General features: G+C 73.5%; 11 protein-coding genes. 7 read left to right on the top strand and 4 right to left on the bottom strand.

The window, feature by feature from the left end:
• Nucleotide 1: 1 nt before the first annotated feature.
• Genes VK611_08545 through VK611_08530 form a run of 4 tightly spaced genes read left to right on the top strand, consistent with a single transcriptional unit; the run spans nt 2 to nt 3711 of the window.
• The gene (locus VK611_08545) at nt 2-814 is read left to right on the top strand and encodes an alpha/beta fold hydrolase (GenBank protein HMG41365.1); all 813 of its coding nucleotides are present in this window, start codon (nt 2-4) and stop codon (nt 812-814) included.
• Nucleotides 815-818: 4 nt separating this feature from the next.
• Nucleotides 819-2042 carry a glycosyltransferase gene (locus tag VK611_08540; protein HMG41364.1) on the top strand — a complete coding sequence of 408 codons (1224 nt, stop codon included), beginning with the start codon at nt 819-821 and terminating at the stop codon, nt 2040-2042.
• Nucleotides 2043-2044: 2 nt separating this feature from the next.
• Nucleotides 2045-2890 carry a class I SAM-dependent methyltransferase gene (locus VK611_08535; GenBank protein HMG41363.1) on the top strand — a complete coding sequence of 282 codons (846 nt, stop codon included), beginning with the start codon at nt 2045-2047 and terminating at the stop codon, nt 2888-2890.
• A complete protein-coding gene (locus VK611_08530) occupies nt 2887-3711 on the top strand; it encodes a class I SAM-dependent methyltransferase (protein ID HMG41362.1) in 825 nt (274 codons plus the stop codon). Before VK611_08535 ends, VK611_08530 begins: the two co-directional genes overlap by 4 nt.
• Here VK611_08530 and VK611_08525 read toward each other — a convergent pair whose 3' ends face one another.
• Nucleotides 3712-4560, bottom strand: a complete 849-nt coding sequence (locus VK611_08525) for an SDR family oxidoreductase (protein HMG41361.1) — start codon at nt 4558-4560, stop codon at nt 3712-3714. It lies immediately after the preceding gene.
• A 140-nt stretch (nt 4561-4700) separates the two neighbouring features.
• On the opposite strand from VK611_08525, the gene VK611_08520 reads away from it, so the two are divergent.
• Nucleotides 4701-6518 carry a class I SAM-dependent methyltransferase gene (locus tag VK611_08520; GenBank protein ID HMG41360.1) on the top strand — a complete coding sequence of 606 codons (1818 nt, stop codon included), beginning with the start codon at nt 4701-4703 and terminating at the stop codon, nt 6516-6518.
• A gap of 54 nt (nt 6519-6572) precedes the next feature.
• Here the strand turns inward: VK611_08520 and VK611_08515 are convergent, their stop codons facing one another.
• Nucleotides 6573-7643, bottom strand: coding sequence for a phosphotransferase (locus tag VK611_08515; protein ID HMG41359.1), 1071 nt, complete (start codon nt 7641-7643; stop codon nt 6573-6575).
• A 71-nt stretch (nt 7644-7714) separates the two neighbouring features.
• Nucleotides 7715-8569, bottom strand: a complete 855-nt coding sequence (locus VK611_08510) for a hypothetical protein (GenBank protein ID HMG41358.1) — start codon at nt 8567-8569, stop codon at nt 7715-7717.
• Between the two features lie 81 nt (nt 8570-8650).
• Here VK611_08510 and VK611_08505 point away from each other — a divergent pair, with 81 nt between their 5' ends.
• Nucleotides 8651-9604 (top strand): AraC family transcriptional regulator, encoded by a 954-nt coding sequence (locus VK611_08505; protein HMG41357.1) that lies wholly within the window; start codon nt 8651-8653, stop codon nt 9602-9604.
• Nucleotides 9605-9619: 15 nt separating this feature from the next.
• Here the strand turns inward: VK611_08505 and VK611_08500 are convergent, their stop codons facing one another.
• A complete protein-coding gene (locus tag VK611_08500) occupies nt 9620-11377 on the bottom strand; it encodes an ATP-binding protein (GenBank protein ID HMG41356.1) in 1758 nt (585 codons plus the stop codon).
• Between the two features lie 208 nt (nt 11378-11585).
• On the opposite strand from VK611_08500, the gene VK611_08495 reads away from it, so the two are divergent.
• On the top strand, nt 11586-13051 hold a 1466-nt coding region (locus tag VK611_08495; GenBank protein HMG41355.1), incomplete at its 3' end, for an acyltransferase.

The following is a 13051-nucleotide window of genomic DNA, read 5'->3' as shown; positions in this document are numbered from 1 at the left end:
CGTGGCGACAGTCCAAGCGAACGGCGTCGACCTGCGGGTGAACCGCTACTGGGTCGGCCCCGAGGGCGACCGGCCGGTCGTCGTCTTCATCCACGGGCTCGGCATCGTCGACCACTCGGGTCTCGCCTTCACGCTGGGGATGCCGCTGGCGAGCGACGCCGACGTGATCCTCTACGCCCTCCGCGGCCACGGCCACTCGCAGGTGGCGCCCTCGGGCTACAACGTGGTCGACCACGTGGCCGACCTGGTGGCGCTGCTCGACGCCCTCGACGTCGACGCGCCCGTCCACATCGTGGGCTGCAGCTACGGCGGGGCGGTCGCCACGGTCACGGCCATGGAGCACCCCGACCGGGTGGCGTCGCTGTTCCTGGTCGACCCGCTGTTCTCCAGCCCGGACTGGATCAGCCGCGTCCTGCCGGCGATGGAGGCCGCGGCGGCGCTGGTCGACCGCGACTACACGATCGACGAGGTGATGGCCGCGCTCGGCGGGCTGGTGACGCGCCGCAAGGCCGCCCTCGTCGCCGAGCGGGCCCACCGCCTGCTGGTCGGCACCACCATCCTCGACGACCTCCGCAGTGAGCCGGAGCTGGGCGTCGACGACTACGCCCGCATCCGCTGCCCGGTCGGCGCCGTGTACGGCACGGCGTCGGAGATGCTCCCGCTGGCGGACGTGCTGCGCACCTACGTCCCGTCGGTCGACCTGCACGCCATCGACGGGGCGGACCACCTGGGGATCTTCGGTCGCACCAAGGAGCTGGGCGCGCTCATCCGCGGCCACGTGCTGGCGCAACACACCGCCCGCGTACCGGGTTGACGGCGTGGCCCGGTTCCTGTTCGTCGTCCCGCCCCTGGTCGGCCACACCAATCCGACGATCCCGCTGGGCCGCGAGCTGACCCGCCGCGGCCACGCCGTGGCCTGGACCGGGCACCCCGAGGTGATCGCCGACCTCCTGCCCGACGACCTCACCTTCATCCCGGTGGCCGACGCCATGCCCGACGACGTGGTGGCCGCGGTCGAGCGCCGGCTCACCAAGAGCACCGGCGGCATCGGCGGCTTCTCCACCCTGTGGAACGACTGCGTGCTGCCGATCGCCCACCAGATGCTGCCCGGCGTCCGGGCCGCGGTGGACGACTTCGGCGCCGACGCCCTGGTGGTCGACCAGCACGCCCTGGCCGGCGCGGCGGTGGCCGAGGAGCGGGGCCTGCCCTGGGCGACCTCGGCGACCAGCTCCGCCGACCTGGTCGACCCGCTCGACGGCCTGCCCAAGGTGTCCGCCTGGCTGCACGAGCAGATGAGCGCCGTGCTGGTGGCGGCCGGGGTCGACCCGCCGCGGGCCGAGGCCGTCGACCCCCGCTTCTCGCCCCACCTGGTGCTGGCCTTCACCACCCGCGACCTGGTCGGGCCGACGGTCGCGGCTTCCGGCAACTGCACCTTCGTGGGCCCGTCGTTCGACGAGCGGCCCGACGACACGGACTTCCCCTGGGACTGGCTCGACGGCGCCAAGCGCAACGTCCTGGTCACCCTGGGCACCCTCAACTGGCAGACGGGCGGCCGCTTCTTCGCTGTCGCCGCCGAGGCGTTCGCCTCCTACGCGGCCGGCGAGGCCCGGGCGGTCTTCGTCGCCCCTGCCGACCTGGTGCCCGACCCGCCTCCGAACGTGCTGGTGGCACCCCGTGTGCCGCAGCTGGCGCTGTTGCCGCACCTCGACGCGGTCGTGTGCCACGGGGGCCACAACACGGTGTGCGAGAGCCTGGCCCACGGCGTGCCGTTGGTGGTCGCGGCGGTGCGCGACGACCAGCCGATCGTCGCCGACCAGGTGGTTCGTTCCGGGGCCGGTGTGCGGGTGAAGTTCACCCGGGTGACCGGCCCGGCCCTTCGGGAGGCGGTCGACACGGTGCTCGACGATCCCTCCTACCGGACCGCGGCCGAGCGCGTGCAAGCGTCGTTCGCCGCATCGGACGGCCCCGCCGGGGCCGCCGACCGCCTGGAGGCGCTCGTCGTCGACGTGCCTGCGCGCTCCACCTCCACGAAGGGACCGTGACGATGGTGAGCCTCCCGTACATCGACGACGAGATCGCGCGCATGGATGCCGGCGGTGCGCCGCCGGCCTACCTCCGGCACTTCCACTGGGGTCACTACGACGACCTCGACGGCTTCGACGACAGCGCCGAGGGCTACGTCTCGGCGGCGGAGACCATGACCGAGCGGGTGGTCGCCGCCGGCCGGGTCGCCGACGACCGTCGCATCCTCGACGTGGGCTGCGGCTTCGGCGGCACGCTCGACCTCATCCGCGGCCGCAACCCCGGCTGCCGGCTGGCGGGGATCAACATCGACGAGCGCCAGCTCAGCTGGGCGCGGCGGCTGCTCGGTGAGAGCGCGGCGGCGATCCCGTTCGTGACCGCCGACGGCTGCGTGCTGCCGGTCCGTGACGCCGCGATCGACCACGTGCTGGCAGTCGAGTGCGTGTTCCACTTCCCCAGCCGCAAGCGCTTCTTCCGGGAGGTCGCCCGGGTGCTGCAACCCGGCGGCACGCTGGCGCTGTCGGACTTCGTGCTGGCCACCGGGTCGGCCGCGTCGGTGGCGCTCAACGTGCGGTCGGCCGGCCTGGGCGAGTGGTACGGCCGGTCGGCCACGCCGCTGACGTCCGTCGCCTACGAGCGGCTGGGACGCAGCGTGGGCCTGGAGCTGCTGGTCGACGACGACGTCACCGAGCGCACGCTGCCCACCTACCCGGCGCTGCGGCGGCTCTACAAGGAGTCCGGCGCGGTCGACGGGGTGATCACGGTCGACTCCGTCGAGCAGCTGGCCCGGGGCGGCGGCTGGGAGTACCACGTGCTGGCCTTCCGCAAGCCGGCCGGGGCCGAGGCCGGGGCCGGGGCCGACGGATGAGCGTCAACTTCTCGTACGTCGACTCGGCGCTGCAGCACATGGAGGACGGCGAGCCGCCGCCCTTCTGGCGCCACTTCCACTGGGGCCTGTTCGACGAGCCCGACCGCGCCGACGACAGCCCCGAGCGCTACTTCGTCGCCGCCGAGGCCATGACCGACCACGTGATCGCAGCGGCCGGGGTGGGCGCGGGCCGTCGGGTCCTCGACGTGGGCTGCGGCTTCGGCGGCACGCTCGACCACATCCGCAGCCGCCACGACGGGTGCCGGCTCGTCGGCCTGAACATCGACGAGCGCCAGGTGCGCTGGGCGGGCCGCCTGCTCGACCGCGGTGAGTCGCCCGTCTCGTTCGTGACCGCCGACGGCTGCCGGCTGCCGGTGGCCGACGGGTCGCTCGACCACGTGCTGGCCGTCGAGTGCATCTTCCACTTCCCCAGCCGCAAGGCGTTCTTCGTCGAGGTCGCCCGGGTGCTGCGGCCGGGCGGGACGCTGGCGCTGTCGGACTTCCTGATGGCGCCGGGCGCGCTGGCGCAGGTGGCCGAGACGATGGCGTCGTCGGCGGCGGGGGTGGGGGAGGACAGCTGGTACGGCCACATGGCCAAGCCGCTGACGTCGTCGGGCTACGAGCGGCTGGCCCGCCGCACCGGCCTGGAGCCGCTGGTCGACGACGACGTCAACCGGCGCACCCTGCCCACCTACGCGGCGCTGCGGCGCCTCGCCGCCGAGGACACCAGCTCCGACGGGGTCACCAGCATCGACGGCATCGAGGCCCTGGCGATCACCGGCGACCTCGCCTACCACGTGCTGTCGTTCCGCAAGCCCTGACTACGACGTCCACTCGACGCTGCGGGACCACAGCTCGGCGGCCAGCTCCGGGGTGGCGACCGGGCTCGGCTCCTTCGGCTCCCGGCGCTCGAAGTAGCGCCCGCTGAGGTGCTCGATGCCGGGCTCGGTGGCGCAGTGGAGCGACGCCAGGGCGCCGTCCTCCACCGAGGTCATGAAGCGGACGGCGATCGGCCGGATGGGCCACGGCACCTTCCGCCAGATGTTCGAGGCGACGACGCCCGGGTGCACCGCGTACGTGGTGACGCCGGTGCCGTCGAGCCGCCGGGCCAGCTCCTGGGTGAAGAGCACGTTGCACAGCTTCGACACCTGGTACTCCTTCAGGCCCCCGAAGCTCCTGGTGGGCCGGAGCTGGGCGTCGAAGTCGATCCGCTTGGGGCCGTAGTGGGCGTCGCTGGCCACGTTGACCACCCGGGTCTTGCCCTGGTCCCGGAGGTGCTCCAGCAGCAGGCTGGTGAGCAGGAAGTGGCCCAGGTGGTTGACGCCGAAGGTGCGCTCGAAGCCCTGGGCGGTGACCCCCTTGTGACCGGCGAGGCCGGCGTTGTTCACCAGCACGTCGAGTGGCTCGTCGCGGTCGAGCACCTGCCGGGCGCAGGCCCGCACCGACGCGAGGTCGTCGAGGTCGAGGGGGACGTGCTCGGCCCGTCCGGGGCCGGCCAGCGCGGCGATCTCGTCGACCACGGCCGCCGTCGGTCCGGCCGACCGGCACGCCAGGAGCACCTGCGCCCCTCGCCGCCCCAGCCCGAGCGCGGTGGTCCGCCCGATGCCCGAGCTGGCCCCGGTGACCAGGAGGGTCCGGCCGTCCAAGTCGTACGTCTCGTCGTTCCCCATCGTCAACAATCCCGTCAGCCCAGCGGATAGCAGTCAACATTCTGGTGTTGGGGGAGTGCCTAGTCCATAATTTCCGGACGGCTCCGAGCCGAGCAGGGGGATGTTCGATGCGTGCTGTAGCCCGTTGGGTGTTGGGGATCTTGGCGGTCGTCCATGTGGTCGAGGCCTTGGAGCTGCGGCGGCGCCGAGCGCGCCTGGCCGCGCTGCCGGCGCCCACCGGAGCGCCCGGCGAGCCGCTCGACGTGGTGGCCGCGACCGGCAGCGGCATGGTCGCCGGCACCCTGGCCGCGGTCGGGGCGGAGATGGCGACCAGCGGCGCCGAGGTGGTCGACCTGGTGCCCGCCGACCTGCCGCCCGTCCGGCTCCTGCGCCTGCTGCGCCGCCTCGAGCCCCCGCGGCTCGGCACCGACCCGTACTACACACCCGGCGGCGCCCACGAGACCGTGGTGCTGCACCCGTCGGTGACCCGCCGCATCGGCTGGGACCTCGACGCCCTCGCCGACGAGCCGCTCGACCGCGGCGACATGGTGCGCCGCACCCTCCACGCCCAGCGCCACGCCCCGACGGCGTCGGCGATCCGCATCGCCCCCGGTGTGTCCGCGGCGCCGTCGACGCCCGAGCAGCGCTGGCGCGAGCTGGAGGAGCTGCTGGCCCCCGCCTGGCCCTACGGCGCCCTCGCCCCGGTCTTCGTCGGCTTCGAGACCGTGCACCTGGCGGCGATGACCGCCGGCTTCCTCGTCGCCCCCTGGGCGGCGCTCGCGGCGCTGGCCACCTGGAGCGCCCAGCCGGCGCTGGTCCTCGGCACGCAGGGCGACGACGGCACGTCGGCCCCCGTCACCGCCAGCCTGCTGCGGCTCCCGCAGGCCTGGCTCGAGAACCTGGGCACCTGCCTGGCCGGGGCCAGGGCGACCCGGGCCCGGGAGGCACAGCGGGCCGAGACACCCGTGCCGGAGGTGCCGGACGAGGACGTCCTCTTCGAGCCCCGTCGCAAGACCTGCGCCTGGTGCGACTCGCCCGACCTCGTCGGCCGGCTCGACATCACCGACCTGCTGCAGAGCAAGGCCGGCGAGTTCCACCTCGACGAGTGCACCGCCTGCGGTCACATCTTCCAGAACCCCGCGCTCACGATCGCCGGCCTCGACCACTACTACGAGGACGCCTACGACGGCATCGGCGAGGAGCTGGCCGAGACCAGCTTCGCGGCGCTGGGGCCCATCTACCGCAGCCGGGTCGAGACCATGGCCCGCTTCACCGAGCCCCGCGCTTGGCTCGACGTCGGCACGGGCCACGCCCACTTCTGCCTGGCCGCCCGGGAGCGCTGGCCCGACATGGTGATCGACGGGCTCGACATGAGCGACACCGTGGAGGAGGCGCAACGTCGGGGCCGCATCGACACGGCCTACCTCGGCCAGTTCCCCGACCTGGCCGACGGCCTGCCCCGCTCCTACGACGTGGTCAGCATGCACCACTACATCGAGCACACCCGCGAGCCGCGCCGGGAGCTGGCGGCGGCCGCCAAGGTGGTGGAGCCGGGCGGCTACCTGATGATCGAGATGCCCGACCCGGCGTCGCCCTGGTCGCAGCGGCTGGGGCGCTTCTGGTGGCAGTGGGGCCAGCCCCAGCACCAGCACTTCGTCGCCTGCGAGCAGATGGTGGCGGCGGTGACCGACGTCGGCTTCGACGTGCTGTCGGTGGAGCGGGGGCCGGCGACGATGGGCGGCGACCTGTACAACTCGATCGGCCTGATGCTGCAGACCGTGGTCCGCAGCCCGCACCTGCCGTGGCTGCCGAAGGTCTCGGCCGGCTACCGGGCCCGGCGGCTGGCGCTGTACACGGCCGCCATCCCGGGACTGCTGGTCACCAAGGTCGCCGACGAGGTGAAGGACACCGTGCGTCGCGGGCGGGGCGACCGCTCGTCGGCCGGCAACGCCTACCGCCTGGTCGCCCGCCGCCGCTGAGCCGCTCGAGATTGCGACAGAACCGGCCCGAAACGGGCGTCTTCTGTCGCAGTCTCAGCTGTTCGCCAGCTCCCAGAAGCGGTTGCGGACGTCCTGCAGGGCCTTCTCGGGCTGGACGACGCCGGCCGCCGGGTGCCACGGGCCGACGAGGTCCGGGCCACCGTGGACGATGTCGGCCAGGTGGAGCGCCAGCTGGCACAGGTGGAAGGCCTGCCAGTACGCCAGCTCGGTCTCGTCGAGCGGCTCGCCGACGGTCCGCTCGTAGGCGGCCAGGTAGGCCGACGCCAGCGAGTCGCGGGCCATCTTGAGCATGGTCCGCTGGGCGACGTTGGCCACGTAGATGGGGCCGATCCAGAACGTGGTCAGGGTGGCGGCCACGTCGAACGCCGGCGGTCCCACCCGGGCCTGCATCCAGTTGACCGCCAGCTCGCGGGGCTCGTCGCCCCGCCACACGAACACGTAGCCGGGGTTGAGGTCGCCGTGGCAGAGGACGTCGGTATCGGTCCCGGTCCCCGGGTCGGGCCCGGTGGTGGCAGGACGGTGGGCCTGCAGCCAGCCCAGCTCGCGGTCGACCGGCTTGCGGCCCGCCGTCGTCGCTGCCGCCAGCTCGGCCAGCTCCTCGACCGGGTCGCTCGCCTCGTCGTCCGGCTCGGCGAGGTCGCCGACCGGCAGGCCGTGGAGCCGGGCGTGCATCCGGCCGAAGCTGGCGAGCAGGTCGGGCAGCGACATCAGCTCGGTGGTCATCAGCGTGAGCAGGTTCTCGCCGTCGGGCGGCCGGAACACCAGCAGGCCGTCGTCCTGGCGGTCGCACACCAGCTCCGGCGCCGGGAAGCCCCGGGCCTCGAGGCCCTGCACCCAGGTCGCCTCCCGGGCCAGCACGTCGCTGGCCGAGGTGCGGGCGACCAGCTGGCCGGACCACTCCGGGTCGTCGGTGTCGAGGGCGAAGGTGTAGGCGTCGGGGCCGGCCCCGGCGATGACCGGTTCCGGCCCCTCGGCGAGGGCGGGTCGGGCGCCCAGGGCCGCCTCGGCGGCGGCGAGCACGCGCTCGGCGGCGGTGTCGGGGTCGAAGCCGGTCGCCCCGGTGGCGTGGTCGGGGCGCTTCCGGCGCCGACGAAGTACAACCATCCTGCTTCCCCCAGAACGCACGGTCGCGGTCGCCGCACCGTAGCGCAGCGAAGTCAATAGCTGCCTCGATCTCAGCCCTCCTGGCCAATAGCCGCCCAGACGCCGGTCGCCGCGGCGGCACGGGCGTAGGCGGTGAAGTCCTTCGGCTCCCGGCCCAGCGCCCGCTGCACGCCGTCGGCGAGGTTGGCGTTGCGGCCGTCGAGGATCTCGGCGAACAGGTCGTTCAGCGCCGCCGCGTGCTCGGGCGGCAGGCCCACGCCGGTCAGGACCTCGGCGAACTGCTCCGACGTCACCGGCAGGTAGCGGATCTCCCGTCCCGACGCTGCGGACAGCTCGGCGGCCGCGTCGGCGAAGGTCAGCAGCCGGGGGCCGGTCACCTCGTAGAGCTCGCCGGCGTGGCCCGGCCGGGTGAGCGCCGCGGTCGCGATGTCGGCGACGTCGTCGAGGTCGACGAACGGCACCCCCACGTCGCCAGCGGGCAGCGCCAGCATCCCGGCGAGCACCGGGTCGAGCAGGAAGCCCTCGCTGAAGTTCTGCGCGAACCAGTCGCAGCGCACGACGGTCCAGTCGGCGCCGGCGTCCTGGACGACCTTCTCGCTCGCGACCGCTTCCGGCTCGCCCCGCCCGGACAGCAGCACCAGGTGCCGCACACCCGCCGCCACGGCCAGCTCGGCGAAGCCGCGGATCTGCTCGGTCGCCCCAGGGAACGCCAGGTCGGGGTAGTAGGAGACGTAGGCCTTGGTGGCTCCCTCGAGCACCGGGGCCCAGGTGGACGGGTCCTCCCAGTCGAACGGGATCGCCGACGACCGGGAGGCCCGGCGGACGGGCAGGCCGACGGCGTCGAGCCGCTCGGCCACCCGGCGCCCGGACTTGCCGGTGCCGCCGACGACGAGGACGAGGTCTTCAGGGTTGGTGTGTTCGCTCATGGGAGCCAGTGAAACGCCACCGGGTGAGACGGGCCATAGTCAGGAAGCTCGAATCCATGTGTCAGCGTCTACCATGACCCCATGGACGCACTGGTGGGCTTCCTCAACGGTCCTCGGGCGCGCGGCGCCTTCCTGCTGCGGGTGCTGATGGACCCGCCGTGGTCGATCCGGGTGCAGGACGAGTCGCCGCTGTCGGTGGTGGCCATGAGCCGGGGCGAGGCGTGGATCGTGCGCGGCGATGGCGACGTCACCCGGCTGGGGGCCGGCGACGTGGCGATCATCCGCGGCCCCGAGCACTACGTGTTCGCCGACCACCCGGACACCCCGCCGCACGTGATCGTCCACCCCGGCCAGCGCTGCGCCACCCTCGACGGCGAGGACCTGGCGGAGGCCATGGGCCTGGGCGTCCGCACCTGGGGCAACAGCACCGAGGGCACGTCGGCCATGATGATCGGCACCTACGAGGAGAGCAGCGAGATCGGCCGGCGCCTGCTCGAGGCCCTCCCCGTGCAGCTGGTGGTCCGCGGCGACAGCTGGGACTCGCCGTTGGTGCCGCTGCTCGCCGACGAGATCGGCAAGGACGAGCCGGGCCAGGAGGCCGTGCTCGACCGCCTCCTCGACCTGCTGCTGATCGCCGTGCTGCGGACCTGGTTCTCGCGGCCCGAGGCCGAGGCCCCGGCCTGGTACGAGGCCTACGGCGACCCGGTGGTGGGCCGGGCCCTGCGGATGCTGCACAACGACCCGTCGTACCCGTGGACGGTGGCGTCGCTGGCGTCGGAGCTGGGCGTGTCGCGGGCCGCGCTGGCCCGGCGCTTCAGCGAGCTGGTGGGCGAGCCGCCGATGAGCTTCCTCACCGGCTGGCGCCTGGCGCTGGCCGCCGACCTGCTGCGGGAGCCGGACGCCACGGTCGGCAGCGTCGCCCGCGAGGTGGGTTACGGCAGCGCCTTCGCCCTCAGCTCGGCCTTCAAGCGGGTGCGCGGGGTCAGCCCCCGCCAGCACCAGGTGGCTGCCCTGGCCGCCCTGGCCGGCCAGTAGCCGAGGTCGCGGGCGTCAGTCCTCGCCGCCGCGGACCAGGCGCAGGGTGCGCGCCGGAGCGGGCTCCGGAGCCGGCTCGGGTCGGGGTGCCTCGCCGCCGGGCACCAGTCGGGCCGTGACCGCGGTGCCGATGCCCAGGTGCGAGTCGACCACGAGCGTGCCGCCGATCACCGCCGCCGACGCCCGCATCACCGCGATGCCCGAGCCCTCGGGCACGGACGCCAGGTCGAAGCCGGTGCCGTCGTCGCCCACGCACATGGCGATCGAGTCCTGGTCCGCCTCGATCACCACGTCGATCCGGGTGGCGTTGCTGTGGCGCCACACGTTGTGCAGGGCCTCCTGGGCGACCTGCAGCAGCACGGTCTCGGAGATCCAGTCGAGGGCGATGTCGTCGGTCATCTCCAGCGACAGGCGCGGCGCCGGGTGGTCGCCGTAGATGCTGGCCAGGTAGGCACGCATGGGGATGCCGAGGCGCTCGCTGCGGCTGCCCCCGCCGTGGCCGTCGAGCGGGCGGATCGCCTGCACCAGCTCCCGCACCGACTCGGCGTGGCGGGCCAGGTCACCGCTCACCAGGGCCGACGCCTTGGCCAGCGCCGAGCCCGAGTCGGTGGGCGCGTCGCCGGCTCCGGCGCCGGCCAGGAGGCTGAACGACGTGTAGGCGGCGACCGCCTGCTCGTAGAGCTGGGCGGCGAAGTGGTGGCGGTCGTGGAGGCTGCGGTCGAGCAGCTGGGTCATCAGCCGCTGCCGCTCGTCGGAGGCCTGCTCCACCTGGCGGTACAACCGCCGGGTCTCGCCGACCGCGGCCATCTGGCGCAACCCGCCGAGCACGAACATCAGCGACACCACGGCCAGGGCGAAGGGCACGGCCCACGAGCGCTCGTCGGCCACGCTGGCGGTGGCGACCAGGAGCGCCCCGAGGCCCGCCAGCGAGATCACGGTGCTCAGCGAACCGCCCCGCACCTGCGCCGCCAGCGGCAGCCGGCCCAGGCCCTGGCGCAGCAGCAGCGGCACGTTGAGAGGGATGAGCAGGTACTGGCTCATGCACAGGGCGGTGAGGGCGACGATCGGCGGTGCCGGCAGGTCGAAGCCCGACGCGCCCTGGGCGATCTGGAGCGCCACGTTCACGGTGCCGACGGTGCCCAGGGCCAGGGCGCACACCTCGAACACGCCCCGTCCAGGGCCGAGCCGGACCGCGAGCATCGCCGCCCAGTAGGTGCCGGCGAGGACGAAGAGCATGGACACGGCGAGGGGCACGGTGAACCACGACGCCTCGGCCTCGACGACGGCCGGCCACCACAGCACCGCCAGCGGGGCGGCGACGGCGACGGTGGCCATGATCGACTCGATCACGTCGACCGACAGCGCCCGCCGACCCGAGCGGCTGCGCACGAGCATGGCGACGCCGATGGCGTGGGCCAGCCCGCTGACCACCACGACCGGTACGCCCAGGGCGTTGCCCCAGGTCCAGCCGGTGGCGAGCCCGACGAGGATGCCCACGCCGGTGAGGAACGACGCCGCCAGGCCGACGTACAGCGCCATGTAGGCGGGGCGGTCGCGGGACGGTGTCCGCCAGAAGGCGAACCAGCCCACCACCAGCGCCGGCGCGGTGTAGGCGCCGCACGCCATGTAGATGAGCACGAACAGGTAGGTGCCCCGGGTTTCCACGAACGCCGACACGATCGTGATGAACGGCAGCGAGACCGCCACCCACAGGAGCCCGAGGCCGCGCACGAGCGGGGAGAAGAGGACGTCGGTCTTCGGCCTGTCGGTCATGTGCCTCTCCCCAGGGCTCACGCGGAACTTACTTCGGGTTGACCAGCACTGTCTGCCGAGACGCTCCAACTGACACATCGTCGAGTGCGATGATCTGGTTACTGCTCGTCTTCGGACAGTATCGACGCAAAGGTCAATAAAATCCTTGACAGCTGACACCGAGATCCGAAAACTGCCATCCGTGGGGGGAGGGACTGGGACACGCCCTGTGGCCGCGCTGGCCTACAACCCGGCGCTCGACGGGGTGCGGGGGCTCGCGATCGCCGCGGTCCTGCTGTTCCACGGCGGCTTCGCCTGGGCGCGGGGCGGCTACCTGGGCGTCTCCACGTTCTTCACGCTCAGCGGCTTCCTCATCGCGTCGCTGCTGCTCGCCGAGCACGCCCGGGCGGGGCGCATCGGCCTCACCGCGTTCTGGGCGCGCCGCATGCGCCGGCTGCTCCCCGCCGCCACCATCACCCTGGGCGCCCTGGTGGCGAGCATCCCCGTCACCACCGAGCAGTGGGAGCGCAACCTCCCCGGCGACGTCACCGCCTCGGCGCTGCAGGTCGCCAACTGGCGGTTCCTGTTCGACGACCGCGACTACGGGCAGCTCTTCGCCGCGCCCTCCCCGGCCACGCACTTCTGGAGCCTGGCGATCGAGGAGCAGTTCTACTGGCTGTTCCCGCTGGTGGTCGTAGGTGCGATGGCGCTGTTCCGGGGCTCGCGGCGGGCGCTCGGCGGTGTGCTGGTCGGCCTGCTCGGCGTATCGGCCGTGCTCAGCTGGCTCTACCGGGACCAGACGTCGGTCGTCTACTACTCCACCCCGATCCGCATGGGCGAGATCCTGGTGGGCGCGCTGCTGGCGGTCGTGCTCGTCGCGCCGCTCCGGGGCTGGGTGGCGCGGGTCGTCGCCGTCGCCGGGGTCGCCGCCCTGGTCTACAGCGCCTGGGCCTGGTGGAACGTCGAGCAGTCCTCCACGTTCGTCACCCGTGGTGGCCTCCTGCTGTACGCCGTCGCGTCGGGCGCCGTGGTGGCTGCGGCCTGCGTGCCGGGGCCGGTGCGGCGGCTGCTGGCGGTCGAGCCGCTCCGGCTGCTGGGCCTGATCTCCTACGGCGTCTACCTCTACCACTGGCCGTTGTTCCTGCTGATCGACCCGGCGCGCACCGACCGCCTGCTGACCCGGCTCGGCGCCGACGGCGCGCACCTGCGGTCGTGGAGCCTCCTGGTGGTGCGGATGGTGGTGGTGCTGGCGGTCGCCGTCGCGTCGTACCGCTGGGTGGAGCTGCCGATCCGGCGGGGCTGGCGGCCGAGCGTGCCCCGGGTCCCCCTTCCCGCCCTGGCCGCCGGGGGTGTCGCCGCGGTGCTGCTGACGGCGTTCGCCGTGCCCCGGGTGTCGCCGCCGCCGCCCGACCCGTTCGTCTCCCTCGTCTCCGTCGACCAGGGGCCCGACCCGGCGATGGTGCCGCCCGACGCGATCGTGGGCGTGGTGGTGGGCGACTCCACCGTGGTGCGGTCGGCCTGGGGCCTCACCGCCTGGGGCATGGACAACGGCAACGAGATGGTGCTGGTCAGCGGGTCGGCCGAGGCCGGCTGCAGCATCGGCGACGAGGGCGAGGTCGAGTACCGGGGCGAGCGGTCCGCCCTCCGGGGTGAGCGGTGTGCCGTGTGGAAGGAGCGCCTGCTCCGCAGCATCGA

Source organism: Acidimicrobiales bacterium (assembly GCA_035316325.1).
GTDB lineage: Bacteria > Actinomycetota > Acidimicrobiia > Acidimicrobiales > VFJN01 > DASXTK01.
This window is presented reverse-complemented; position numbering and strand designations above follow the sequence as displayed.

Coding starts and splice junctions, on each gene's coding strand:
- VK611_08535 (HMG41363.1), top strand. CDS start 2,045: ATGGTGAGCCTCCCGTACATCGACGACGAGATCGCGCGCATGGATGCC.
- VK611_08530 (HMG41362.1), top strand. CDS start 2,887: ATGAGCGTCAACTTCTCGTACGTCGACTCGGCGCTGCAGCACATGGAG.
- VK611_08525 (HMG41361.1), bottom strand. CDS start 4,560: ATGGGGAACGACGAGACGTACGACTTGGACGGCCGGACCCTCCTGGTC.
- VK611_08515 (HMG41359.1), bottom strand. CDS start 7,643: ATGGTTGTACTTCGTCGGCGCCGGAAGCGCCCCGACCACGCCACCGGG.
- VK611_08510 (HMG41358.1), bottom strand. CDS start 8,569: ATGAGCGAACACACCAACCCTGAAGACCTCGTCCTCGTCGTCGGCGGC.
- VK611_08505 (HMG41357.1), top strand. CDS start 8,651: ATGGACGCACTGGTGGGCTTCCTCAACGGTCCTCGGGCGCGCGGCGCC.
- VK611_08500 (HMG41356.1), bottom strand. CDS start 11,377: ATGACCGACAGGCCGAAGACCGACGTCCTCTTCTCCCCGCTCGTGCGC.